Raw genomic sequence first — 21,179 nt, forward strand, 5'->3', positions numbered from 1 at the left:
GTCCTTTTATTCTTTTGCACTCATTTGTGATTTTAGCTCGGTTATTTTCTTTCTGAGTTGCTCTTTGCTATCTTTTAACACATCGACACCAACTGGATAGCCTATCTCTTCCATAACCGCTTTTATCTCTTCAAGAGATTTTTTACCTAAATTTTTAAGCTCTTTAAGCTCGTTTTCGTCCATCAACGCAAGCTCACCGATAAATCTAATCTCAGCCTTATCAAGGCAGTTAAAGCTTCTAGCACTTAAATTTAGATCTTCTACGCTAGAAAGTAGCTTTGAGAACTCGCCGCTTGCGCTTGAGCTAGCAACTGGGGCGCTAACATCAATATCTAAAATTCCTTTAAATACTGACATTTGTTGATACATAGCTTCTAAACAATTTTTAAAAGCTTCTACTGGACCAACTTGACCATCTGTTGTAATCGTAAATACGATTTTCTCGTAGTCTGGATCATCTTCAACCAAGACGTTTTGTATATCGTAAACTGCTTTTTTAACTGGTGTAAAGAAAGCGTCAAGTGCGATAAAGTCGTCTTCGATCTCTTCTCTAATCTCTTCACTAGGAACATATCCGATACCTTTTTGGATGATAACTGAGAAATTTAACTCAGCATCTTCGTTGATAGTCGCAAGATATGCATCTGGATTAACGATCTCAACTAGATCGTTATTTAGGTCAGCTCCAGTTATCTCTTTTGGTCCCTTAAAGCTATACTCTATAACTTCACGCTCGCTGCTGCTTTTTAATTTAAATCTGATCTTCTTCAAATTTATAATAAAAAATGCCACGTCTTCAAGCATGCCACGCATACTATCAAATTCGTGACTAACGCCTTTTATCTTTACACCGATAGGAGCAAAACCTACCGTACTTGTGTAAAGAAGACGGCGTAGTGGGTGAGCCAAAGTAACAGCATAACCTGCTTCAAAAGGATATGCTGTAATGTTAGCGACGTTTTCGCTAACACTTTTAACTTCTATTTCAGTTGGCATATAAGCTGATGTAGTAATCTTTCTCATCTTTATACCCTCTATTATTTTGAGTAAAGCTCTACTATAAATCTTTCCTCAACAGGAATGATAACCTCTTCTCTTTCTGGATTTCTAGTGAAAATTCCAAATTTTTTCTCTTTTTCCACATCTACCCAAGCAACGATGCCAGTTTGAGCTGTAAGATCGATCGCGCGAACGATTTGTGGATTGTTTTTAGATTTCTCAGCAACTTCTACTTTAGAGCCTGGCTCCACTCTGTAAGATGGGATATCCACTCTCTTGCCATTTACTAAAATATGTCCGTGAGTTACAAGCTGGCGAGCAAAACGACGAGTCGTTGCAAAGCCCATTCTGTAAACAACATTGTCTAATCTCTGCTCTAGTAGTTGAACCAAAAGAGCACCAGTGTTGCCCTCGCGGCGTGCTGCTTCTTGGAACAATCTTCTAAATTGTTTCTCTGAAACACCATACATAAATTTAGCTTTTTGCTTCTCGCGAAGTTGTAAGCCATATTCACTTATTTTTGCTCTTCTTTGTCCGTGTTGTCCTGGTGCATAAGGTCTTTTTTCTAAAGCGCTTTTACCAGCAAGTCTTCTTTCGCCTTTTAACGCAAGAGACACACCAAGACGTCTTTCTAATTTTTCAACAGGTCCTGTATATCTAGCCATAATAATTTCTCCTAATTTTCTCTAATTATACGCGGCGGCGTTTTGGCGGTCTGCAACCATTGTGTGGTAAAGGTGTGATATCTTTGAAGAAAGTTACTTTTATGCCTTCAACACCACCTACACTCTTAACAGCCGTTTCACGTCCGCTACCTGGACCTTGAACCTTGATGCCAACTTCTTTAATGCCGTGTTCTTTTGCTTTATTTAAAGCATCTTCTACAGCTTGTTGAGCTGCATAAGGAGTTGATTTTTTACTACCCTTAAAGCCTAAGCCACCTGCACTACTCCATGCAATAGCATTTCCCATTTCATCAGTTACAGTTACCATAGTGTTGTTAAATGTTGCACTGATATAAACGATACCTTTGGCTATGCTTTTTCTAACTACTTTTTTCTTAACAATTTTTCTTTTCGCCATTTATTATCCTTTAACCCTTGCCTTACTTAGTAGCCGCACCGACAGTTTTACGTCTGCCTTTTCTGGTTCTAGCATTAGTTTTAGTCTTTTGACCACGAACAGGAAGACCCTTTCTGTGGCGAAGACCTCTATAACTTCCAAGATCCATAAGAGCTTTGATATCCATAGCAACTTGTTTTCTCAAATCACCCTCAACGATATGGTGCTCTTGAATTTCTTTACGGATAGCTGCTGCTTCGTCTTCGCTAAGCTCATAAACTCTCTTGTCGTAAGAAATTCCAGCTGCGTCAAGGATTTGACGAGATTTATAAAGACCTATACCATAGATATAAGTCAAACCATACTCTATTCTCTTTTTGTTTGGTAAATCTACACCTGCAATACGTGCCATGCCTTATCCTTGTCTTTGTTTATGTTTTGGATTTTCGCAGATAACACGAATTATGCCACTACGTTTGACAATTTTACATTTGTCACACATCTTCTTTACAGAAGGACGAACTTTCATTTTAGTCTCCTAAAAATTTATTCCACTTTTTTAGGGGCTGCATCAGGTTTAAAGAAAGAATTTAAACCAACTATTTTCAAAATAAGTGGGGAACTTTGAAAATAATTCTTCATACAGCTTTTCGCAAAGCTTGGATTTTATCCAAAACCAGCTTTAAATTTACTTAGCATATTTGCCAAGAGCCTAAATTTACTTATATCTATAAGTGATCCTGCCCTTGTCTAGGCTATATGGCGTAAGTTCTACTTTTACGCGGTCGCCAGGCATTATCTTTATATAATGCATTCTCATCTTTCCGGCGATATGACATAAAATTATATGTTTGTTGTCGAGCTCAACTTTAAAAGTTGCATTTGGCAGTGCTTCAACAACATTTCCATCAATCTCAATGACATCGTCTTTTGCCACAAATTCTCCTTTCTTTAAATTTTTCTCTAAATTTCACGCTTGACTTAAAATTTCAGCTTTGCCATTAACTATCGCCATACAATGCTCATAATGGCTAGTTCTCAAACCATCTTTTGAGGTTACTTTCCAGTTATCGCTTCCTAAAACTGGTGTGCCATCTTTTTGGCAGATCATCGGCTCTATACAAAAAACCATTCCCTCTTTTATCTTTGGTCCAGCTTTTGGGTTGTTTCCTTCAATATAATTTGGAATTTCTGGCTCTTCGTGTGGCCTTTTGCCTATGCCATGACCGCAATATCCGCGCAAAGGCACATAGCCTCTGCCTAGTATAAATTTCTCAAGCTCGTAGCTAATCTCTTTAAAATGCATACCAGCTCTTATATAGTCAATCGCAAAATAAAGCGCGTCTTTTGAGCAAGCGATCAAAGCCTCGTCCTCTTTTGAAATTTTACCAACCCCAAAAGTCCTAGCCGAATCGCCAAAATAACCATCTAAATTTGAGCCGATATCAACACTAACGATATCGCCCTCTTTTAGTTTGTACTCATTTGGAATTCCGTGAATTACCACTTCATTGACGCTTATGCAAGCTGCATTTGGAAAGCCGTAAAGCCCTTTAAAGGCAGGTTTTGCTCCAGCAGTTCTTATCATATCTTCGCAAATTTTATCTATCTCAAGAAGGGAAATTCCGGGTTTTATGATCGTAGAAACGTGATCAAGTGTTCGAGCGACGATCTTATTCGCCGCTCTCATTTTCTCTATCTCAGCTGGTCTTTTTAGCGTGATAGCCATTTTATAGACCTACTGCACTTAGAGTTTGGTATTTGTTTGTATAAGACTGAGCCTCTATACGTCTCATCGTATCAAGTGCTACTGAAACCACGATAAGAACTGATGTACCACCAAAATAAAATGGTACGCCCATAGTCTTGACAAGTACCCAAGGTAGTGTTGAAATGATACCTAAGTATAAAGCTCCACCTAAAGTTAGTCTGCCAGCTACTTCGTTTAGATAGCTAGCAGTACTTTCGCCTGGTCTAACACCAGGGATAAACCCGCCTTGTTTTTTCAAATTTTCACTTATATCTTTTGTATTAAACACGATAGATGCATAGAAAAACGCAAAGAAGATGATAAATAAAAATGTTAAAACATTAAACATATAGCCATTTGGACTTAAAAAGTCGTTGATAGCCTGGATTACTGGATTTGTGCTAGCCTGCAAAATAGTGCTTGGAAACATCAAAATCGCACTAGCAAATATCGGTGGGATAACGCCACTTAAATTTACTTTGATCGGTATATAGTTCATTATACGTTTATTTTGATTTTCCATTATCACTTTTCTTGAGTAAGAAATAGGGATACGTCTTTCACCCATCTCGACAAAGATAATAGCACCAATGGTCGCTAGAATAATCACCAAAATAGCAATTACTGTTAGGAAATTCATCTCAGAAGTATTTACCAAATTTACAGTTCCGCCGATCGCACTAGGTATGCCAGAGACGATGCCCGCAAAGATGATAAGACTTATACCATTGCCTATACCGCGCTGCGTGATCTGCTCACCTATCCACATAAGTAGCATAGTGCCTGTTAGCATAGATACAGCAGAGATCGCGATAAATAAATTCATATCTATCATGATAGCTTGCTCGCCACCACGACCGCTTAAGCTTTGAAGTCCGATAGAGACGCCGATTGATTGAACAAGAGTGATAACGATGGTTGCATAACGTATGATTTGCATATATTTTTGCATACCGTCGCGCTCTTTTTTCATCTGACCTAACTTTGGAAATGTCGCTGCTAGAAGCTCCATGATGATCGAAGCTGTGATGTAAGGCATAATACCTAGAGATATGATACTTAAACGCTCAGCGGCTTTACCGCTAAACATATTAAATAGACCCAAGGCGTTGCTATTGTTTGAATTGAAAAATTCTTTAATTACGTCGACATTAACACCAGGAACTGGCACATAAGCCAGTATCCTGTATGCGAACAAAAATGCCAACGTGATCAAAATCTTGTTGGTCAGTGTTTTATCCATTATTTTGTTCCGCTAACGCTAACGTTCTCGTCTTTGATCTTTGAAGCAAGAGCTTTTGCGCTTGCACCGATTAATTTTATCTTAGTAACGCTTTTTGAAATTTTATGAACGCTAGCTATTGTTGCTATTGAAATTTCCGCAAGCTCTTTTATAGCTGCGATCTTTTCAACATTGATAACATAAGGTTTTTCAAATTTAGAAGCAAAGCCCACCTTTGGAAGACGTCTTTGAAGTGGTTGCTGTCCGCCCTCAAAACCTCTTTTTTCATTGTAGCCTTTTCTTGCTCTTTGACCTTTGTTACCTTTGCCGGCAGTTTTGCCATTGCCACTGCCTTGACCACGACCTATTCTTTTAGTTGCATGAGTTGAACCTGCAGCAGGTGTTAATTTTTCTAATGCCATCTTAACTCCTTTCTCTTAGCTTTTTAGCAAACTAAGTGCTTTTATAGTAGCACGAACGACGTTTGCTGAGTTGTTTGAGCCAAGTGATTTAGTAAGGATATCCTTAATACCTGCAAGCTCGATAATAGGACGCGCACTACCGCCAGCGATAACACCAGTACCTTCGCTAGCTGGGCGAAGTAGCATTCTACTTGCGTTGTATTTTACCTCTACATCGTGAGGGATAGTTGTGCCCTTGATCTTAACGTGGATAATATTTTTAAATGCGTCATCAATCGCTTTTCTCATCGCATCTGGTACCTCTTTAGCTTTGCCATATCCAAAGCCAACTAGGCCATTTCTATTACCAACAACAACTAAAGCTGTAAATCTAAATCTACGACCACCTTTAACAACCTTTGTAACCCGACCGATATCGACGATTACTTCTTCAAATTCTTCTCTATTATATTTTTCCATCGATTTTCCTTTGGGTTATAGCTTGATGCCATTTTCTCTTAAAGCTTCAGCAAATGCTGCGATAACGCCATGATACAAATAACCATTTCTATCAAAAATTGCAATATCTATCTTCTTAGCTTTCAAAGCCTTAGCAAATTCTTTAGCTAAAGTGACCGCACCTTCTTTATTTGCTTTTATGCCTATTTTTCTACCATCAACTGCAGCTAGTGTAGTAGCTGTAACATCGTCAATCGCTTGAACATAAAGGGTTCTGTTTGATTTGAAAATAGAAACTCTTGGGCAAGTTGCAACACCAGAAATTTTACCTCTGATTCTTCTTTTTCTCTTAATTCTAAGAGCGATTTTTCTTTTTAGTACTTTTGCTGTCATTTACCGCCCCTTACTTCTTAGATGTCTTGCCCGCTTTGCGGATGATACGTTCTTCTAGATATTTAACGCCCTTGCCTTTATATGGCTCAGGTGGTCTAAATCCTCTAACTTGAGCAGCCACTTGACCTACTACTTGTTTGTCGTCACCTTTGATAGTAATAACGTTTTTATCAACGCTAGCTTCAACGCCTACTGGTAACTCATAATTGATAAGGTGTGAAAAACCAAGAGAAAGCTCTAAAATTTTACCTTTTGCAGCTGCTTTGTAACCAACGCCGTTGATCTCAAGCTGGCGAGTAAAGCCATGAGTGATACCAGTTACGATGTTGTTAGCAAGTGCTCTATATGTTCCCCAGTAAGCTCTGCTTTGGCGATCTTCGCCCTTTGGAGCAAAAACTATATGACCATTTTCTATCTTGACATCAACGTGACCTTTTGTGTCAAGCTCTTTTAAGTGATTGCCCTTTTTAAATTTTAGGACATTATTTTCAACGCTAACGTCTACACCACTTGGGATAGCGATAGGCTGTTTTCCAATACGTGACATTTTTTTCCTTTACTTGTCTAGGGTGTTCCTACATTTACGAATAAACACCACAATGCCGTAAATTTGATCGTCAAATTTGACGAAACCTGACTAAATTTAGCCTGGGCGAAATATAAAATTTCACCTAGCTAAAGTTAAATTTCTAAATTTAAAACAACGCCAAAACGCTGCTTTACTATTACCAAACGGTGCAAAGAACCTCGCCGCCAACGCCAGCTTTACTTGCTTCAATACCGCTCATAACGCCTTTGCTTGTGCTAACGATAACTGTTCCGTAACCATTTTTAAAACGCTTAATGTCGTCTTTGCCTTGATAAACACGGCGACCAGGTTTTGACACCCTTTTAAGCTCGTTTATAACGCTTCTGCCGTACTCATCATACTTTAAAACTACATTTATAAATTTCTTGTTACCTTCTTCGATAACGTTGTAGCTCTCGATATAGCCTTTTGCTGCAAGGATAGAAAGAGTAGCCTCAACAACCTTAGAATGAAGCAATTTAGCAGTCTCAAGTCTTCTCATACTTGCATTTCTAATGCGTGTTAATCCATCTGATATTAAATCGTTCAACATTTCTATTCCTTACCAACTTGCTTTTTTAAGACCAGGTATTAGGCCTTCGTTAGCCATTTTTCTTAGGCAAACACGGCAAATTCCAAAATCTTTATAAACAGAGTGCGGACGACCGCAAATTTGGCATCTAGTATAGCCGCGAACCGCAAATTTTGGCTTGCGTGCAGCTTTTGCTATCATTGATTTCTTTGCCATTTTACTTTCCTTTTGCAAACGGCACACCAAAAAGCTCTAGCAATTTGAATGCCTCTTTATCATTTTTAGCCGTAGTAGCAATCGTAATATTCATACCATGAGTTCGTAAAATTTTATCATACTCAACCTCTGGAAACATTAGCTGCTCGCTAAGACCAAAGTTATAGTTTCCACGTCCGTCAAAACCATTTTTTGGAAGACCACGGAAGTCTTTAACTCTTGGAAGAGCAACGCTGATTAGCTTATCTAAGAAAGCATACATTTGCTCTTTTCTCAAAGTTACTTTGATACCAACAGGGAAGCCTTCGCGAACTTTAAAGCCAGCAACTGATTTTTTAGCATCAGTTATAACCGCTTTTTGTCCAGCGATAAGTGAAATGGTATCAGCCATATTTTGAAGCACTTTCTGATCTTTCGCAGAGTCTCCAGCGCCTACACTGATCACGATTTTCTCGAGCGCAGGGATAAGCATTGGATTTTTGATGTCAAATTCTTTTACGAGAGCTGGTTTGATAGTTTCGTTAAATTTATCTTTTAATCTACTCATATCTCTTATCCTTCAACTTTCGCGACGTTTGATATGTCAATTGGCATCTCTTTATTTACGTGACCACCATTTGGAGTTTTTTCGCTTGGTTTGATAGCTTTTTTAGCTACTTTGCATCCCTCAACTATAACCTGACCTTTTTTTGCAAGAACTGCTAAAATTTTACCAGTTTTGCCTTTATCGTCACCAGCGATGATCTTTACAGTATCGCCTTTTTTGACTTTAAATTTTACATTAGCCATTATAAAACCTCCGGAGCTAGCGAAACAATCTTCATAAAGTTAGCATATCTAACTTCACGTCCAACTGGTCCAAAAATACGAGTGCCGACTGGCTCTTTTTTGCTATCAAGTATAACAGCTGCATTCTCGTCGAAGCGGATTAGCGAACCATTATCTCTTTGAACCTCTCTTTTAGTTCTCACAACAACAGCTTTTACAACCTGTCCTTTTTTGATCTTACCATTTGGAAGAGCTTTTTTAACAGAGCAAACTATGATATCGCCAAGTGTAGCGTATCTTCTTTTGCTGCCGCCAAGAACTTTTATACACATTAACTCTTTTGCGCCGCTGTTATCAGCAACTGCAAGTCTTGTAAAACTTTGAATCATTACTCAACTCCCTTTGCCAATACAGCTTTTAAGCGAAAATTCTTGCGAGCTGAAAGTGGCCTGCACTCAACCGCAACAACTGTATCGCCTGCTCTTGTCTCATTTTTCTCATCATGAACTAAATACTTCTTAAAGCGTTTTACAAATTTATGGTATCTTGGGTGCATAACGCGTCTTTCTACCAAAATAGTAGCTGTTTTATCTCCAGCTTTTTGTAAAACAACACCTTGAATTTCTCTTTTTAATGCCATTTTACGCCCCTTGTCTTGTTGCACTAATTGCAGTGTTGATCTGAGCTATCTCTTTGCGAACAGCACTAATCTCATTAGGGTTGCTTAACTGCATAGTTTTTAGCTTTTGTCTCAATGTAAATAAAAGCACCTTTTTCTCTTTTAGCAACGCGTTTAATTCTGCAACGCTCTTATCTTTTAACTCAGTATATTTCATTTTCACTCTCTCGCGTTACAAATTTTGATTTGAAAGGAAGTTTGTGTAGAGCCAAAGTTAAAGCTTCACGAGCCAACTCTTCGTCAACACCAGCCATTTCAAATATTATACGACCAGGTTTAATGTTCATAACCCACTCTTCAACTCCTGCCTTACCTTTACCCATACGAGTTTGTAGAGGTTTTTTAGTAAGTGGCTTGTCAGGGAAAACCCTAATCCAAATTTTAGCCTGTCTCTTTACGTGACGAGTTAGAGCTTGACGAGCAGCTTCTATTTGGCGTGAATTTACTCTACCAGCCTCAACAGCTTTAAGTGCAAATTCGCCAGTTGCCAAAGATGCTCCACGAGTCGCATAACCACGGTTGCGACCTTTCATTTGCTTACGAAATTTCGTTCTTTTAGGCATCAACATAATTATTTACCTCTTCTTGCTCTACGTGTTTTCTTAGGTGCCTCTTCTTCAGTTTTCTCAGGTTGAACACCTTTTTGAAGAACCTCACCTTTAAAAATCCATACTTTAATACCTATGTTTCCATAAGTTGTATGAGCCTCAGCTACACCGTAATCTATCTTTGCTCTAAGAGTATGAAGCGGAACGCGACCTTCTAGATACCACTCGGTTCTTGCCATCTCAGCGCCACCTAAACGACCAGCAACTGAAATTTTGATACCTTTAGCGCCTGATTTTTGAGCACCTTGGATAACTTTTTTCATAGCACGTCTAAATGCGACACGCTTTTCAAGTTGCATAGCTACGTTTTCAGCAGCAAGTTGAGCTGAAGCTTGAGCTTTTCTTTCTTCTTTGATATTTACATTTACTTCTTTGCCGATAAGTTTGCTAACTTCGTTCTTTAGGTTTTCAACATCTTGACCTTTTTTGCCGATGATGATACCAGGACGAGCTGCAACTACGGTTACACGAAGTTTTTTAGCCGTTCTTTCGATTAGAATTTGGCTAATTCCTGCATAGTAAAGTTTTTTCTTTAAAAATGCACGAATTTTGTAATCTTCACCGATATTTTCAGGAAGACTTTGTTTGGTTGGAAACCATCTAGATTCCCAGTTGCGGTTAATTCCTAGTCTAAGACCTATTGGATTTACTTTTTGTCCCATATTATGCTTCCTTCTTTTCAGGTTTAGATACTTCTACCATTACATGAGAAGTAGGTTTGCGAATTTTGCTCGCTGTTCCTCTTGCTCTTGGTCTAAATCTCTTTAATACAGGACCAGCATCAACGCGGCAACTAGTTACTACAACCTCTTCTGGTTCAAATCCGCCATTTGCTACTGCTGAGCTAATAGCGTTTGCTATAAATTTAGCACCACGATTTGGCATAAACTGCAAGCTTGCAAGTGCTAGCTCGGCATTCATACCTTGAACTTCTCTTGCTATAAGTCTTGCTTTTGTAGGAGAAAGTCTTACGAATTTTATAATTGCTTTACTCATATCATCTCCCCTTACTTGCCGATTTTCTTTTGCACTGAGCCTTTATGACCCTTAAATGTGCGTGTTGGAGCAAATTCGCCAAGTTTATAGCCTATATGATTTTCTGTAACATATACAGGAATAAAGCTCTTGCCATTATGAACGTTAAATGTTAGTCCAATCATTTCAGGTACAATCGTGCTACGTCTTGACCAAGTCTTGATTGGTTTGTTATCGTTTGCATTTTTTGCGGCAATAACTTTTTTCATTACATGATCATCTACGAAAGGACCTTTTTTGAGTGATCTTGCCATCTCTATTTTCCTTTCCTTCTTGAAATTATAAGCTTATCGCTAGCTTTTTTACGGCGAGTCTTAGCACCTTTAGTTGGTTTACCCCATGGAGTAACTGGGTGACGGCCTGAATTTTTCTTACCTTCACCACCACCGTGTGGGTGATCAACTGGGTTCATAGCAGAACCACGTGTTTGTGGGCGGATACCGCGGTAGCGATTACGTCCAGCTTTACCTATAGTGATGTTAGCCCAGTCTTCGTTGCCAACTACACCGATACTTGCCATACACTCAGCTAGTACTTGTCTCATCTCGCCACTTGGCATTCTTAAGATAACATACTTCTCTTCTTTACCCATTAGCTGAGCATAACCGCCAGCTGAACGAGCTATCTGAGCGCCTTTACCAGGTTTTAGCTCTACGTTATGAACGATAGTACCAACTGGGATAAATCTTAATTTCATAGCGTTGCCTGGTTTAATGTCTAGTGAGGCCTCATCGATAGATGCGATAACGTCGCCAACATTTAGGCCGTTTGGTCTAATGATATAGCGTTTTTCGCCATCTTTGTAAGCTATAAGAGCGATACGGCAGTTTCTGTTTGGATCGTACTCGATCGCTTCAACTTTACCTTCTATACCAAATTTGCGACGTTTAAAGTCGATGATACGATAAAGTTTTTTTGCACCTGCTTCTTTATGTCTTGAAGTTATACGACCATTGTTGTTTCTACCGCCAGATGCAGGTAGTTTAACAAGCAAGCTTCTAACGCTTGGTTTAGCTGTTATATCTTCAGAGCTTAGTCCAGTCATATATCTACGACTAGGTGTATATGGTTTATATGATTTTATAGCCATCTTACGCCTCCGTATTTTCTAGGCTTACGCCCTCAGGTAACTTAACGTAGAATTTCTTTATCTCGTCACGTTGGCCTGCTCTTCCTCTAAAACGCTTAACCTTGCCGCTAATTCTAAGTGAATTTACGCGAACAGGCGTTACTCCAAAATACTCTTGCAAAACCGCTTTTAAGCTGTTTTTTGTAACTCTTGGTGAAGTTTGGATAACAACAACGCCTTGTTCTTGAAGGCCTAGAGTTTTTTCTGTATAAATAATTGTTTTGATATCAGTTATATCCGCCATTTTAGCCCTCTTTTGTTATAGTTTTTAGTGCAGCTTTTTCAATAATAACCGAACTAAATGTAGAGACAAGATAAGCATTTACCTCATTTGCATCTACTACATAGCAGTTTGCTAAATTTCTAAAAGCAAGTAGTGTTTTATCGTCTAGTAAATCTTTAACGATAAGCGCGTCTTTTACTTTTAAATTTTTGATGATATTAGCTGCATCTTTTGTCTTTCCAGACTCGATTGAGATGCTATCTACTGCGAAAATTTTACCATCTTGTGCTTTTGCTGCCAAAGCGTACTCAAGAGCTAGTCTTTTTTGTTTTTTATTGACTTTTTGAAAATAGTTTTTCTCGTTTGTTGGACCAAATGCAACTGCACCGCCTACCCAAACGTTAGTTCTAGTCGAACCTGCTCTTGCACCACCACGTCCTTTTTGTCTCCATGGTTTTTTACCACCGCCGCTTACAAAAGCACGGCTTTTAGTATGAGCCGTATTTGCTCTTATACCAGCAAGGTAAGATTTTACATAAAGATATAGGTTGTGCGGATTTACTTCAGCGTAGCTTGCAGGAAGCTCTAACTCGCCTGAATTTTCAAATTTATCGTTTAATACGTGAATTTTACTCATTTTACAATCCTTATTTTACCCATTGCACCATTGTGACCAGGAACGCAACCTTTTACAACTACGATGCCATTTTGAGCGTCAAAGCTTATTAGCTCGTTTTTAACAGTAACTTTCTCATTACCCATGTGTCCTGCCATTTTCATACCTGGTTGAACACGACCTGGCCATTCGCAGTTACCAATTGAACCGTGGCGTCTGTGGAAACGTGAGCCGTGGCTTTTTGGACCACCACCGAAACCATGTCTTTTTACCACACCTTGGTAGCCTCTACCTTTTGAGTTAAAGCTAACTTTTAAAATTTTAGCCTCATTTAATGGTGTAAAGTCTAGGTTTCCAACTTCGCTATTAGCTACTTCAAGCGTAGCAAATTTGTTAAATTCTGCTGTCAGATTGTATTTCTTTTGCTGACCAGCGATAGCTTTGTTGTTTGCTTTAGTGTGGGCATACGCTACGATAGCACGTTTGTTTTCGTCGATCTCACATACTTTAGCCTCAACTAGCTTAAGTAGTGTAACTGGCGTACTCTTCGTGGCAATCGTTCTACTCATGCCTATTTTTTCTACAATATATTCCATACTCTTATCCTTTTGTCCGCTTATTTCATCGCACGAACTTCGACATTAACTTCTGGAGCTAGGTCGAGTTTTGTTAGGCTATCTACAGTTTCTGGAGTAGCAGCTACGATGTCAAGCATACGAGCGTGTATTCTCATCTCAAACTGCTCACGTGAGTCTTTGTTGATGTGTGGAGATTTTAAGACTGTATAGCGTTTGATCTTTGTAGGCATTGGTACCGGGCCACGAACGTCGGCACCTGTTCGTTTGACAGCTTCTACGATTGCTGCAACAGTGCGGTCTAGAACTCTATGGTCGTAAGCTTTTAGCTTTAACCTGATTCTTTCCATGTGTTTTCCTTTAAAAAGAACTTGTCGCAAACTCGCGACCTCTTTACATCAAAATAACCCGCATAGGATCAAGCGATCGTACGAGCAAGACATAGGTCTTTCGTAAAGAGATAGGGATTTTACAAAAAAGCTATTATAGTTGTCAAGAAAAACGCTATTTTTTGTTGAATTTTGATTAATTATTTCCTTTTTATAAGGAAAGTATCTTGTTGATAGAGGTTTTATTTTTTAAAATTTTTATAAATTTTTAGTATGAAAAATTATTTCTTACCTCTAAATTTTTAAAATTTTAGGCGATATTTTCCTTTCTAAAAGGAAGTGGCTATAATGTCCAAAATTTAAAAAGGTCAAATTTGAAAAGTTTAGAAACGCTCTATCAAGCACCCATTAAAAATGCTAAATTTATCCCCAGAAAATATGAGATCATCTCGCCAAAGACACTCATCATTGGCGCTATTTCAAGTGGCAAAACAGCCCTTATTTACGAGTTTTTGAGCCACTATAAAAGCGAGGAGAGACTTTATATAAATTTAGACGATCTAAGGATAGATAGAGTCTCTCTTTTACTAAATTTAAAAGAGTTTTTAGAAAAAAATGCCCAGATAAAGGTACTCGCAGTTGAAAATTTACAAGGCGCTGATCTTATAAATTTAGACTTTTTAAATGAGCTCACACTTGAAAACATCATCCTTACAAGCAAGGAATTTTCACTCTCGCTTGATGGCTTTGCACGCATAAATTTAAACTATCTCGACTACGAGGAATTTATACTATTTTTTAAGAAAAATTTGGACCAAGACCTGCTTTTTAGCTACTTTTTGGCTCATGGCAACGAGATAGCAAGCGCCTTTTTGGACTCCAGCGAGGTCACAGCTCACTTGCAGCAGCTCTTAAGAGCAAATTTAAACGAGCAAAGCATCGCTATCTTAAAAGAGTGCGCAACAAAGTGCCACGACACGATAAGCGCCTTTGGGATTTATAAAAACCTAAAAGAACAGATGAAAATTTCAAAAGATAGCGTTTATAGCGCGATAAATTTGCTAAATGAGAGCGGATATGTTGAGTTTGTGCCAAATTTAGATGAGAGTAGCACGAGTAAGAAAATTTACTTTACAAATTTCGCACTTCGCAATGCTTTGTGCCTAAAAAAGGACTTCCTCGCTGTCTTTGCAAATGTCGTTTTTTGTGAGCTACTTAAATTTAAAGATGAAATTTACTATACAAAAGAAATTGATTTTTTCCTTAGCAAAAAGAAGCTTGCGATCATCTGCGTCCCATTTTCTGCGCCTGAGATCATCTTTTTGAAATTTAAAAAACTCCACGCGAGCCTAAAAGAGCTGGGCGTTAGTAAGCTTCAAATCATCAGCGTCGCAAACCAAGCCGAACAAAGCATCGAGGGGATAAAATGCGATATCTTGCCATTTTCTAGGTGGAGCCTTGGTTTGTAAATTTACACCCTTTGTTTGGTTATTGTTTTAAAAGCACAGAAATAAAAAAGTTATAATCAAAAAAAACGAAGGACGGAGCATGAGAGCATTTTTTGGGATCTTATTCATCGCTGCAAGCCTTTTTGGCTATGAGATAAACCACGAAAACTGGGCTAAATTTTATAAATTTAGTGGCGATGCAAATGGTGTGAAATTTGAAGTTTATATGAACTATTTTAAAGACGAATTTGAAAATTTCAAACAAACCAAGAGCTTTAAAGTCCCACCTAAGATAAGCGGCCACATCTTTTTTGACGGCGCAAAATACGACTATGAAAAGGGCTCTTTTGAGCAAAATGGCAGTGAAATTTCTTCAATAAATGCGGTCTCAGACAAGATAAATTTAGACGTTAAAAACGAAAACGGCGAGCTAAAAGGTAAGATAATCGTCAAAAACAAAGCCTACAACGCCACAGTAAAAGAAGAAAAAGAGTATGAAATCCTAAATATCGGCATCCAAATGACCGAGTCAAACGGCACGAGATATGAGGCGATCACTAACGACATCTTCGCTAAAGACTCAGCCAAAAAGTATAAAAACAAGCTTCTTGCAGAGTTTTACGACCTAAAAAGCGAGCGCAAAAAATGGCCAAACAACCAGTATGAGAGCCTAAAAGAGATCTACTACATCAACGACAAGATCAAGAACGTTTGCACCTATAAAAACGAAAAAATAAACTGCGAGGTGATCTCGCTTGCAACAAACAAAAAGCTAAAACTAAAGCAAATTTTTAAAGATATAAACGACAGCCACCTAAAAGCGATCCTTGCAAATGCTGGCGTGAGCGACAACTTCGTGCTTTCGCCGCTTGGCCTTACATTTTTAAACGAGGAGCAGATCAGCGTCCCACTTGATGAGCTAAGGCCATACTTTAGCGATGAAGTCGGGCTGTAATGGCTAAAATTTGTGGTATCGATGAGGCTGGACGTGGGGCGTTAGCTGGACCACTAAGCGTGGCTGCTTGCGTACTAAATAGTGAAATTCCTGGCCTAAACGACTCCAAAAAACTAACCGCAAAAAGGCGCGAAGAGCTCTTTAAAGAGATCACAAAAAGCTCAAATTTCCTCATCGCCTACTTCTCAAACGCCCAGATAGACGAGCTTGGGCTAAGTGAGTGCCTAAGGCGAGCGCTCAAGCTTTTCAAGGCGCATTTTGAGGGCTTTGAGATCATTTACGATGGAAATTTAGACTACGGCGTGGGTATAACCACGATGATAAAGGCCGACGGCAAGGTAGCTAGCGTAAGTGCAGCCAGCATCCTAGCAAAAGTAAGCCGTGACCGCTTGATGAGTGGCTGGGATAAATTTTATCCCGCATACGGCTTTGCAGGGCACAAAGGATATGGCACAAAGTCGCACATAGACGCCATAGCTAAATTTGGCTACTCAGACTTTCACAGAAAAAGCTTTATCATAAAGCCAAAACTCACGCAGGGCCCGCTATTTTAGCTTGGCATCCTCCATATAAAAAAGCACGCTTGCGTCGTAAAATTTATAAACTCCGTTTTCTTGCACGATTTCCATAGAGCGCAGAACAAAGACCCTTTTGCCTACTTCAAGGATCAAAAGCTGCTCTTTTAGCTGCTCAAATACCTCAGCGCCAAAGTCGCCGTCTGGCTTTAAATTTAAACTTGCAAGCGCCTTTTCTAGGTGCTTTTGCATATCTATACTAACTCTTTCATTATCTAGCTGTATAACAAGATCATCGCCATTTGTGCTGCTTGAAGCTACGCTTTTTATGGTCGCCTCTTTGACGTTTATGCCGATATTGCCTGAGTTAATGCTAAATATCTGCCACTTTTTCTCCGAGATACTCTCTAAATTTGATATAAATTTTTTATTTTCTAGTGCAAATTTATCGCCGTTTTCTACGAGATAGTCAAATTTATCTTGCAAAAAGTAGAGCTTCTCTTCGCCGATCTTGCTCACATCACCACTTAGCGTGCCATCGCTACCAAGCAAATTTAGCGACCTTAGCTCTCTTAGCAAAAGCTCTTTTTGAGAATTTATGGTAAGCAGCTTCGTATCAAGGACAAAATGGGTGAAAAAAATGCCAAATACCATAAAAAATGCTAGAAATTTATAAGGAAAATCCCTAAAAAATATCATCACAAAATAGCTCAAATTTGCAAATATCACGCAGGCGATGAGATATATCCTAGACTCGCTTAGGCCGTACTCACCGACTCTGTGCATGACGCCCCACCAAAGCAAAACGCTAGGCAAGATGACAACAAGTGGCAAGAGCCTGAAAATTTGATCATAAATTTGGCTTTTGATAAGTAAATTTAGCCCTCTTAAAACAAAGCCAGCGATCAAGCAGGCAAGCACGATATAGGCCACTCCACCGCGTGGTAGCTCAAGCAAAACAAGCCTATAAATGCAGTATAAATTTAAAAGCACCACATAGATAATGAGCAGGGGATTTAGGATGAAATTTATGGCGATCTTGATGAAATTTAAGAGCCTATACTCGCTAAATTTGCTCTCAAAAAAGAGAAACAAACATGGCAGACCAAAAGAGGTCAGCGTCAAGTAGAGCCTTTGCGTCCTGTGGCTGGTTAAGAGCTCTAGACCAAAAAGGTAGTTAAGCCCTGCGCAAACAGCCACAATGCCAAGAAAAAATAGGTGAAAGAGGGCAAATGAGATGAGTAAATTTAATAGTCTTGCCAGGCTCTGGCTTATAAATTTTTCATTATCTTTGGCGAAATTTAAAGAGAATAAAAGCACAAAAGCCATGAGATAAAGTGCCACAAGATCGCTGGCATGACCGCTTAGCTTAAGGCCAAAAAAGTAAAGGCTAGCTCCAAATATCAAAAAGTATAAAGGGAGTAAAATTTGCCTTTTATTTAGATAGATAGTGACCAAAAGTAGCGGCTCAAGTAGCCAAAAACCTCTATACTCATCCACTATCTGGCTGGGGCTGAGAAAAATGGTAGGCAGACTAAACGCCAAAATGGTAAGTAGCAAAATTTTTTTATCAGCAAATGCGGCTTTTAGCTCGGTGATGATGTGCAAGATTGTCCTTTAAAGGATGAAATTTAGCCACATTGCGTGGCTAAAAAGTGAGGGTTTAGAAATTTGAAAGGGGCGCAAATTTCTAAATGAAATTTATACTTTTAAAAGCTCAGCTTCTTTCTCTTTTACGAGAGTGTCGATCTTTGCGGTGTAGGTGTCAGTTATCTTTTGAACCTCATCTTGACCCTTTTTGCTCTCGTCTTCAGTTATGGCCTTGTCTTTTTCAAGCTTTTTGACCTCGTCGTTTGCGTCTTTTCTCACGTTTCTTATGCTAACTTTTGCCTTTTCGCCCATAGCTTTTGCGTGTTTTGCATTTTCTTGGCGTTGCTCGACGGTCATCGGTGGGAAAAATAGCTTAACGCTCTCGCCGTCGCTGTTTGGATTGACGCCGATATTTGCAGCTTGGATAGCTGATGAGATCGCTTTTATCATGCTCTTTTCCCAAGGAGTGATAGCGATAGTCGAAGCGTCACTTGTAAGCACGGTGGCTACTTGATTAAGCGGAGTTGGCGAGCCATAATAATCAACCATAACGTTATCTAGGATGTTGATATTTACCTTGCCAGTTCTTAGCGTTGTAAAATCGCGTTTTAAAGAAGCGATCGCCTTTTCGCAACCCTCTTTTTGGGTATCGTAAATTTTATTTAGCATTGGTGTCCTTTATTAGAAGTTTTGTGCTTCTGTGATGATCTACTTTTAGCGACATTAACACTTTGCGTTTATCAAGTGGTGGGTTAAATTTACACTCAAAAACGCCATTTGTCATAGGTACTTTTTTAAAGCCGTCAAAGCCAGTCATGAAAAAACTGCCCTCACTTGCGTTTGTGTCGGTCTTGATGATGAGCTTGTCGATCGCATTGTTTTGCGGATAGCCCTCTGGAAATATCCACTGGGCATTTAAAAATTTGCTATTAAAAGTTAGTGCTATCTTTGTGCCGTTCATCACTGGCGTTCTGTAAAGATCATAAACATCGCTTTTATCTGAAACTGCGCCTGAGTTTTGATTTAAAAGTGCTAAAAAGCCAAATTCTTTTGCCAAAGAGATAACTCTACTATCGATCTCGCCGTAAGGGACTGCAAAGTATTTTGGCTTATAACCCATGTGTTTTTCAAAGGTCTCAACGCCCTTTTGAAAGTCCTCTCTTAAGGCCTCATCACTAAGTTTAGTCATCCTTGGATGAGCGTATGAGTGGTAGCCGATCTCGCCGTAAGCTTCTAGCTCTTTGATCTGATCAAAGTCTAAATAATCACCATATTTGTTCGCGCTTGCCTCTACATAGACCATCAAAGCAAATGGGTAGTTATACTCTTTAAAAAGCTCAAGAGCGTTATTGTAAAAGCTTTTGTATCCATCATCAACGGTGATAACGATCCAGTTATCAGGGATCGGCTCGCCAGCATTTACCGCATCGACAAGCCTTGATAGCTTGACAACTTCGTAGCCATTGTTTTTGAAGTATTCAAACTGAGCTCTTAAATTTTGAATAGAAATATCTGTGCTAACGTGCCTTGGATCGTCAAAGCGGTGATAAACTAGGATGTGAGCGTCTGCCAAAGCAAACGTTAGCGTCAAAAGTGACGCTAAAAACGTTTTTATCATTGTTATTTTGCTGGATTTTGTGGTGCGCTAGGAGCCGCTGGCACGTCGTTTGATTTTGGTATGACTAGAGATTTGCTATCGACGCTATCAACGATAGAGCGTTTTAGATCTTTGTTGTAAAAATATCCAAGTGCAAGTGTGTTTAGGATAAATAAAACGCCTACCACAAAGGTAAATTTAGCTAAAAATCCAGCTGGTCCTTTTGCTCCAAAAAGGCTCTCGTTGCTTCCACTGTATGCTCCAAGACCGATAGATGAGCTCTTTTGGAGTAAAACTGCGATCGTGATAACGACAGCTAGAACAAATTGTAAGATTAAAAATATTAAACTCACGAAATTTCCTTTAAATTTTTTAAATAGTTTGCGATTATACAAGAAAAGATTTAAATTTTTAGTTAAAGTTCTTTTTCAAGCTCATAAAGCTCGTATCTTATGCTTTTAAAAAGCTCGGCTCGCTCTAAATTTACAAGCTTAAAGCACTCTTCAAGCACGCGAGCGCTCTCCTGAGCACGCTTGAAATTTGCAGTGATGATCTCGTCTAAATTTGATCTTTCTTGCTCGCTTTTTGTGCTGGTTTTTAAGACATCATTTTGTGAATTTCTAAATTTTAAAAATTCTTTTTGTGGGATCTTTGTCTTGTGGCGGAGGGACTTTATCTTATAGGCGAGCTTAGCGTCATCAAAGACATATCTTTTTATATCTTCAACGACACGAAGCCCTTCTTTTAGCCTATTTAAATTCGCATCTATCACTCGGTAGATGCGCTCGTCATTAGTCATTTCTATTAAAAATGCCTAAAATTTGTAGTAATGATGTAAATAAATTTACAAAATCAAGATACAAAGCAACTGCACCCTCAACTGGTGTCTCGTAGTTGCCACGGATGATATTTTGTGTATCAAAAAGTATGTAAGCACTAAATAAGATCGATGAAATACTTGCGATTACAAGTTGAAACATCGTGCTTTTAACGAAAATGTTGATGATCGCTGCTACAACGATAACTATCAAAGTTATAAATAGCATCTTGCCCATCGTTGTAAAGTCGCGTTTTGTATTCATCGCAAAGACGCTTAATGCACCAAATGCAACTGTTGTCAAACCAAATGCCTGAGCTACGATACTAGCGCCACTTGGCATAGCAAGGATCGCTGAAAGTAGCGGAGTTAGCGTAAGACCACTTACAAATGTAAATGCAAAAAGAAGTATTAAATTTAATCCCTCTTTGCGTTTAGCTGCCATTAGACCAAAAAGTAGAACAAACTCAAGTATCACAAGTCCCCAAAACAAAAATCTATTTGCCGCAAAAACGCCAGCGATACTAATGCCTACATAAGCGCCAGCTGTAGCTGAAAGTAGTGATGCTGCAAAAAGTTGATAAGTTTGTTTTATAAAAGTGCTTAGTGAGCTTTGAGAATACGCAAGCTCTTCTTGATTTTGCTTGGCGTAGTTTCTATCATACAAACTCATTTTTTCTCCTTATGAATTTT

General features: G+C 38.9%; 37 protein-coding genes. 3 read left to right on the top strand and 34 right to left on the bottom strand.

Features of this window, described 5'->3' with window-relative positions; translation table 11 throughout:
• Positions 1–6: 6 nt before the first annotated feature.
• From CVT08_RS09325 to rpsJ, 28 genes are all read right to left on the bottom strand, one after another.
• Complete coding sequence (locus CVT08_RS09325) at positions 7–1,023, bottom strand: DNA-directed RNA polymerase subunit alpha (RefSeq protein ID WP_021087222.1); 1,017 nt, start codon at positions 1,021–1,023, stop codon at positions 7–9.
• 14 nt (positions 1,024–1,037) lie between these two features.
• Complete coding sequence (rpsD, locus tag CVT08_RS09330; protein WP_002941501.1) at positions 1,038–1,664, bottom strand: 30S ribosomal protein S4; 627 nt, start codon at positions 1,662–1,664, stop codon at positions 1,038–1,040.
• A gap of 25 nt (positions 1,665–1,689) precedes the next feature.
• Positions 1,690–2,082 (bottom strand): 30S ribosomal protein S11, encoded by a 393-nt coding sequence (gene rpsK / locus CVT08_RS09335; RefSeq protein ID WP_002941551.1) that lies wholly within the window; start codon positions 2,080–2,082, stop codon positions 1,690–1,692.
• Positions 2,083–2,104: 22 nt separating this feature from the next.
• Positions 2,105–2,473, bottom strand: coding sequence for a 30S ribosomal protein S13 (rpsM, locus tag CVT08_RS09340; protein WP_002941610.1), 369 nt, complete (start codon positions 2,471–2,473; stop codon positions 2,105–2,107).
• 3 nt (positions 2,474–2,476) lie between these two features.
• Positions 2,477–2,590, bottom strand: a complete 114-nt coding sequence (gene rpmJ / locus CVT08_RS09345) for a 50S ribosomal protein L36 (RefSeq protein WP_002941545.1) — start codon at positions 2,588–2,590, stop codon at positions 2,477–2,479.
• A 189-nt stretch (positions 2,591–2,779) separates the two neighbouring features.
• A complete protein-coding gene (gene infA / locus CVT08_RS09350) occupies positions 2,780–2,998 on the bottom strand; it encodes a translation initiation factor IF-1 (protein WP_002848031.1) in 219 nt (72 codons plus the stop codon).
• Between the two features lie 33 nt (positions 2,999–3,031).
• A complete protein-coding gene (gene map, locus CVT08_RS09355; RefSeq protein ID WP_107856729.1) occupies positions 3,032–3,790 on the bottom strand; it encodes a type I methionyl aminopeptidase in 759 nt (252 codons plus the stop codon).
• 1 nt (position 3,791) lies between these two features.
• Positions 3,792–5,054 (bottom strand): preprotein translocase subunit SecY, encoded by a 1,263-nt coding sequence (gene secY, locus CVT08_RS09360; RefSeq protein ID WP_009295263.1) that lies wholly within the window; start codon positions 5,052–5,054, stop codon positions 3,792–3,794.
• Positions 5,054–5,455, bottom strand: coding sequence for a 50S ribosomal protein L15 (gene rplO, locus CVT08_RS09365; protein ID WP_002941506.1), 402 nt, complete (start codon positions 5,453–5,455; stop codon positions 5,054–5,056). The genes secY and rplO overlap by 1 nt, the downstream gene beginning before the upstream one ends.
• A gap of 15 nt (positions 5,456–5,470) precedes the next feature.
• A complete protein-coding gene (rpsE, locus tag CVT08_RS09370; protein WP_002941646.1) occupies positions 5,471–5,914 on the bottom strand; it encodes a 30S ribosomal protein S5 in 444 nt (147 codons plus the stop codon).
• Between the two features lie 15 nt (positions 5,915–5,929).
• Entirely contained in the window at positions 5,930–6,286 is a 357-nt protein-coding gene (gene rplR / locus CVT08_RS09375; RefSeq protein ID WP_107856728.1) for a 50S ribosomal protein L18, read from the bottom strand.
• 10 nt (positions 6,287–6,296) lie between these two features.
• On the bottom strand, positions 6,297–6,833 hold the full coding sequence (gene rplF, locus CVT08_RS09380; protein WP_107856727.1) for a 50S ribosomal protein L6: 537 nt from the start codon (positions 6,831–6,833) through the stop codon (positions 6,297–6,299).
• A 178-nt stretch (positions 6,834–7,011) separates the two neighbouring features.
• Entirely contained in the window at positions 7,012–7,407 is a 396-nt protein-coding gene (gene rpsH / locus CVT08_RS09385) for a 30S ribosomal protein S8 (RefSeq protein WP_035169968.1), read from the bottom strand.
• A gap of 9 nt (positions 7,408–7,416) precedes the next feature.
• The gene (locus tag CVT08_RS09390; protein WP_002941532.1) at positions 7,417–7,602 is read right to left on the bottom strand and encodes a type Z 30S ribosomal protein S14; all 186 of its coding nucleotides are present in this window, start codon (positions 7,600–7,602) and stop codon (positions 7,417–7,419) included.
• Between the two features lies 1 nt (position 7,603).
• Positions 7,604–8,149: a 50S ribosomal protein L5 gene (gene rplE / locus CVT08_RS09395; protein ID WP_002941643.1), complete on the bottom strand. Its 546-nt coding sequence runs from the start codon at positions 8,147–8,149 to the stop codon at positions 7,604–7,606.
• A gap of 5 nt (positions 8,150–8,154) precedes the next feature.
• Positions 8,155–8,391 (bottom strand): 50S ribosomal protein L24, encoded by a 237-nt coding sequence (rplX, locus tag CVT08_RS09400; protein WP_009295260.1) that lies wholly within the window; start codon positions 8,389–8,391, stop codon positions 8,155–8,157.
• A complete protein-coding gene (gene rplN / locus CVT08_RS09405; protein WP_002941516.1) occupies positions 8,391–8,759 on the bottom strand; it encodes a 50S ribosomal protein L14 in 369 nt (122 codons plus the stop codon). Before rplN ends, rplX begins: the two co-directional genes overlap by 1 nt.
• Complete coding sequence (rpsQ, locus tag CVT08_RS09410; RefSeq protein WP_002941511.1) at positions 8,759–9,010, bottom strand: 30S ribosomal protein S17; 252 nt, start codon at positions 9,008–9,010, stop codon at positions 8,759–8,761. The genes rplN and rpsQ overlap by 1 nt, the downstream gene beginning before the upstream one ends.
• A 1-nt stretch (position 9,011) precedes the next feature.
• A complete protein-coding gene (rpmC, locus tag CVT08_RS09415) occupies positions 9,012–9,206 on the bottom strand; it encodes a 50S ribosomal protein L29 (protein ID WP_002941625.1) in 195 nt (64 codons plus the stop codon).
• On the bottom strand, positions 9,193–9,618 hold the full coding sequence (rplP, locus tag CVT08_RS09420; RefSeq protein ID WP_002941572.1) for a 50S ribosomal protein L16: 426 nt from the start codon (positions 9,616–9,618) through the stop codon (positions 9,193–9,195). The genes rpmC and rplP overlap by 14 nt, the downstream gene beginning before the upstream one ends.
• Before the next feature lie 2 nt (positions 9,619–9,620).
• Positions 9,621–10,319, bottom strand: a complete 699-nt coding sequence (gene rpsC, locus CVT08_RS09425; RefSeq protein WP_002941650.1) for a 30S ribosomal protein S3 — start codon at positions 10,317–10,319, stop codon at positions 9,621–9,623.
• A gap of 1 nt (position 10,320) precedes the next feature.
• Positions 10,321–10,653: a 50S ribosomal protein L22 gene (gene rplV, locus CVT08_RS09430; protein WP_009295259.1), complete on the bottom strand. Its 333-nt coding sequence runs from the start codon at positions 10,651–10,653 to the stop codon at positions 10,321–10,323.
• 11 nt (positions 10,654–10,664) lie between these two features.
• Positions 10,665–10,946: a 30S ribosomal protein S19 gene (rpsS, locus tag CVT08_RS09435; protein WP_002941639.1), complete on the bottom strand. Its 282-nt coding sequence runs from the start codon at positions 10,944–10,946 to the stop codon at positions 10,665–10,667.
• 2 nt (positions 10,947–10,948) lie between these two features.
• Positions 10,949–11,782, bottom strand: a complete 834-nt coding sequence (rplB, locus tag CVT08_RS09440) for a 50S ribosomal protein L2 (protein ID WP_107856726.1) — start codon at positions 11,780–11,782, stop codon at positions 10,949–10,951.
• A gap of 1 nt (position 11,783) precedes the next feature.
• Positions 11,784–12,065, bottom strand: coding sequence for a 50S ribosomal protein L23 (locus CVT08_RS09445; protein WP_002941535.1), 282 nt, complete (start codon positions 12,063–12,065; stop codon positions 11,784–11,786).
• A gap of 1 nt (position 12,066) precedes the next feature.
• A complete protein-coding gene (rplD, locus tag CVT08_RS09450) occupies positions 12,067–12,681 on the bottom strand; it encodes a 50S ribosomal protein L4 (RefSeq protein WP_021089209.1) in 615 nt (204 codons plus the stop codon).
• Positions 12,678–13,256: a 50S ribosomal protein L3 gene (gene rplC, locus CVT08_RS09455; protein WP_002941563.1), complete on the bottom strand. Its 579-nt coding sequence runs from the start codon at positions 13,254–13,256 to the stop codon at positions 12,678–12,680. The genes rplD and rplC overlap by 4 nt, the downstream gene beginning before the upstream one ends.
• 20 nt (positions 13,257–13,276) lie before the next feature.
• On the bottom strand, positions 13,277–13,585 hold the full coding sequence (rpsJ, locus tag CVT08_RS09460) for a 30S ribosomal protein S10 (protein ID WP_009295257.1): 309 nt from the start codon (positions 13,583–13,585) through the stop codon (positions 13,277–13,279).
• A gap of 353 nt (positions 13,586–13,938) precedes the next feature.
• On the opposite strand from rpsJ, the gene CVT08_RS09465 reads away from it, so the two are divergent.
• The 3 genes from CVT08_RS09465 (at position 13,939) to CVT08_RS09475 (ending at position 16,521) form a co-directional block, all read left to right on the top strand.
• Positions 13,939–15,033, top strand: a complete 1,095-nt coding sequence (locus tag CVT08_RS09465) for an ATP-binding protein (RefSeq protein ID WP_107856725.1) — start codon at positions 13,939–13,941, stop codon at positions 15,031–15,033.
• Between the two features lie 79 nt (positions 15,034–15,112).
• Positions 15,113–15,967, top strand: a complete 855-nt coding sequence (locus tag CVT08_RS09470; protein WP_107856724.1) for an S-adenosylmethionine tRNA ribosyltransferase — start codon at positions 15,113–15,115, stop codon at positions 15,965–15,967.
• The gene (locus CVT08_RS09475) at positions 15,967–16,521 is read left to right on the top strand and encodes a ribonuclease HII (RefSeq protein WP_107856723.1); all 555 of its coding nucleotides are present in this window, start codon (positions 15,967–15,969) and stop codon (positions 16,519–16,521) included. Before CVT08_RS09470 ends, CVT08_RS09475 begins: the two co-directional genes overlap by 1 nt.
• Here CVT08_RS09475 and CVT08_RS09480 read toward each other — a convergent pair.
• The 6 genes from CVT08_RS09480 to CVT08_RS09505 form a co-directional block, all read right to left on the bottom strand.
• A complete protein-coding gene (locus tag CVT08_RS09480) occupies positions 16,513–18,090 on the bottom strand; it encodes a DUF4153 domain-containing protein (protein ID WP_107856722.1) in 1,578 nt (525 codons plus the stop codon). The two genes, CVT08_RS09475 and CVT08_RS09480, sit on opposite strands and share 9 nt — an antisense overlap.
• A gap of 93 nt (positions 18,091–18,183) precedes the next feature.
• Positions 18,184–18,741: a ribosome recycling factor gene (frr, locus tag CVT08_RS09485; protein WP_021087228.1), complete on the bottom strand. Its 558-nt coding sequence runs from the start codon at positions 18,739–18,741 to the stop codon at positions 18,184–18,186.
• Positions 18,731–19,690: a polysaccharide deacetylase family protein gene (locus CVT08_RS09490; protein WP_107856721.1), complete on the bottom strand. Its 960-nt coding sequence runs from the start codon at positions 19,688–19,690 to the stop codon at positions 18,731–18,733. Before CVT08_RS09490 ends, frr begins: the two co-directional genes overlap by 11 nt.
• A gap of 2 nt (positions 19,691–19,692) precedes the next feature.
• A complete protein-coding gene (secG, locus tag CVT08_RS09495) occupies positions 19,693–20,022 on the bottom strand; it encodes a preprotein translocase subunit SecG (protein ID WP_002941549.1) in 330 nt (109 codons plus the stop codon).
• A gap of 62 nt (positions 20,023–20,084) precedes the next feature.
• Positions 20,085–20,468, bottom strand: a complete 384-nt coding sequence (locus tag CVT08_RS09500; RefSeq protein ID WP_107856720.1) for a thiamine-phosphate pyrophosphorylase — start codon at positions 20,466–20,468, stop codon at positions 20,085–20,087.
• The gene (locus CVT08_RS09505; protein ID WP_002941542.1) at positions 20,461–21,159 is read right to left on the bottom strand and encodes a Bax inhibitor-1/YccA family protein; all 699 of its coding nucleotides are present in this window, start codon (positions 21,157–21,159) and stop codon (positions 20,461–20,463) included. The genes CVT08_RS09500 and CVT08_RS09505 overlap by 8 nt, the downstream gene beginning before the upstream one ends.
• Between the last annotated feature and the right edge of the window lie 20 nt (positions 21,160–21,179).

It is taken from the genome of Campylobacter concisus (genome assembly GCF_003048835.2).
GTDB lineage: Bacteria > Campylobacterota > Campylobacteria > Campylobacterales > Campylobacteraceae > Campylobacter_A > Campylobacter_A concisus_D.

What these genes read in the sequence shown, in the direction of transcription:
- rplO (WP_002941506.1), bottom strand. Translation starts at nt 5,455, where the DNA reads ATGGCATTAGAAAAATTAACACCTGCTGCAGGTTCAACTCATGCAACT.
- rpsH (WP_035169968.1), bottom strand. Translation starts at nt 7,407, where the DNA reads ATGTTGAACGATTTAATATCAGATGGATTAACACGCATTAGAAATGCA.
- rpsS (WP_002941639.1), bottom strand. Translation starts at nt 10,946, where the DNA reads ATGGCAAGATCACTCAAAAAAGGTCCTTTCGTAGATGATCATGTAATG.
- rplP (WP_002941572.1), bottom strand. Translation starts at nt 9,618, where the DNA reads ATGTTGATGCCTAAAAGAACGAAATTTCGTAAGCAAATGAAAGGTCGC.
- CVT08_RS09490 (WP_107856721.1), bottom strand. Translation starts at nt 19,690, where the DNA reads ATGATAAAAACGTTTTTAGCGTCACTTTTGACGCTAACGTTTGCTTTG.
- rplC (WP_002941563.1), bottom strand. Translation starts at nt 13,256, where the DNA reads ATGGAATATATTGTAGAAAAAATAGGCATGAGTAGAACGATTGCCACG.
- rplN (WP_002941516.1), bottom strand. Translation starts at nt 8,759, where the DNA reads ATGATTCAAAGTTTTACAAGACTTGCAGTTGCTGATAACAGCGGCGCA.
- rpsM (WP_002941610.1), bottom strand. Translation starts at nt 2,473, where the DNA reads ATGGCACGTATTGCAGGTGTAGATTTACCAAACAAAAAGAGAATAGAG.
- rplF (WP_107856727.1), bottom strand. Translation starts at nt 6,833, where the DNA reads ATGTCACGTATTGGAAAACAGCCTATCGCTATCCCAAGTGGTGTAGAC.
- rplV (WP_009295259.1), bottom strand. Translation starts at nt 10,653, where the DNA reads ATGAGTAAAGCAATTATAAAATTCGTAAGACTTTCTCCTACAAAAGCA.
- rpsD (WP_002941501.1), bottom strand. Translation starts at nt 1,664, where the DNA reads ATGGCTAGATATACAGGACCTGTTGAAAAATTAGAAAGACGTCTTGGT.
- rpmC (WP_002941625.1), bottom strand. Translation starts at nt 9,206, where the DNA reads ATGAAATATACTGAGTTAAAAGATAAGAGCGTTGCAGAATTAAACGCG.
- CVT08_RS09470 (WP_107856724.1), top strand. Translation starts at nt 15,113, where the DNA reads ATGAGAGCATTTTTTGGGATCTTATTCATCGCTGCAAGCCTTTTTGGC.
- rplE (WP_002941643.1), bottom strand. Translation starts at nt 8,149, where the DNA reads ATGAGTAGATTAAAAGATAAATTTAACGAAACTATCAAACCAGCTCTC.
- rplR (WP_107856728.1), bottom strand. Translation starts at nt 6,286, where the DNA reads ATGACAGCAAAAGTACTAAAAAGAAAAATCGCTCTTAGAATTAAGAGA.
- map (WP_107856729.1), bottom strand. Translation starts at nt 3,790, where the DNA reads ATGGCTATCACGCTAAAAAGACCAGCTGAGATAGAGAAAATGAGAGCG.
- rplD (WP_021089209.1), bottom strand. Translation starts at nt 12,681, where the DNA reads ATGAGTAAAATTCACGTATTAAACGATAAATTTGAAAATTCAGGCGAG.
- CVT08_RS09475 (WP_107856723.1), top strand. Translation starts at nt 15,967, where the DNA reads ATGGCTAAAATTTGTGGTATCGATGAGGCTGGACGTGGGGCGTTAGCT.
- frr (WP_021087228.1), bottom strand. Translation starts at nt 18,741, where the DNA reads ATGCTAAATAAAATTTACGATACCCAAAAAGAGGGTTGCGAAAAGGCG.
- rpsQ (WP_002941511.1), bottom strand. Translation starts at nt 9,010, where the DNA reads ATGGCATTAAAAAGAGAAATTCAAGGTGTTGTTTTACAAAAAGCTGGA.
- secY (WP_009295263.1), bottom strand. Translation starts at nt 5,054, where the DNA reads ATGGATAAAACACTGACCAACAAGATTTTGATCACGTTGGCATTTTTG.
- rpsE (WP_002941646.1), bottom strand. Translation starts at nt 5,914, where the DNA reads ATGGAAAAATATAATAGAGAAGAATTTGAAGAAGTAATCGTCGATATC.
- rpmJ (WP_002941545.1), bottom strand. Translation starts at nt 2,590, where the DNA reads ATGAAAGTTCGTCCTTCTGTAAAGAAGATGTGTGACAAATGTAAAATT.
- CVT08_RS09505 (WP_002941542.1), bottom strand. Translation starts at nt 21,159, where the DNA reads ATGAGTTTGTATGATAGAAACTACGCCAAGCAAAATCAAGAAGAGCTT.
- rpsK (WP_002941551.1), bottom strand. Translation starts at nt 2,082, where the DNA reads ATGGCGAAAAGAAAAATTGTTAAGAAAAAAGTAGTTAGAAAAAGCATA.
- CVT08_RS09500 (WP_107856720.1), bottom strand. Translation starts at nt 20,468, where the DNA reads ATGACTAATGACGAGCGCATCTACCGAGTGATAGATGCGAATTTAAAT.
- rpsC (WP_002941650.1), bottom strand. Translation starts at nt 10,319, where the DNA reads ATGGGACAAAAAGTAAATCCAATAGGTCTTAGACTAGGAATTAACCGC.
- CVT08_RS09445 (WP_002941535.1), bottom strand. Translation starts at nt 12,065, where the DNA reads ATGGCGGATATAACTGATATCAAAACAATTATTTATACAGAAAAAACT.
- rplB (WP_107856726.1), bottom strand. Translation starts at nt 11,782, where the DNA reads ATGGCTATAAAATCATATAAACCATATACACCTAGTCGTAGATATATG.
- CVT08_RS09325 (WP_021087222.1), bottom strand. Translation starts at nt 1,023, where the DNA reads ATGAGAAAGATTACTACATCAGCTTATATGCCAACTGAAATAGAAGTT.
- rplX (WP_009295260.1), bottom strand. Translation starts at nt 8,391, where the DNA reads ATGGCTAATGTAAAATTTAAAGTCAAAAAAGGCGATACTGTAAAGATC.
- rpsJ (WP_009295257.1), bottom strand. Translation starts at nt 13,585, where the DNA reads ATGGAAAGAATCAGGTTAAAGCTAAAAGCTTACGACCATAGAGTTCTA.
- CVT08_RS09390 (WP_002941532.1), bottom strand. Translation starts at nt 7,602, where the DNA reads ATGGCAAAGAAATCAATGATAGCAAAAGCTGCACGCAAGCCAAAATTT.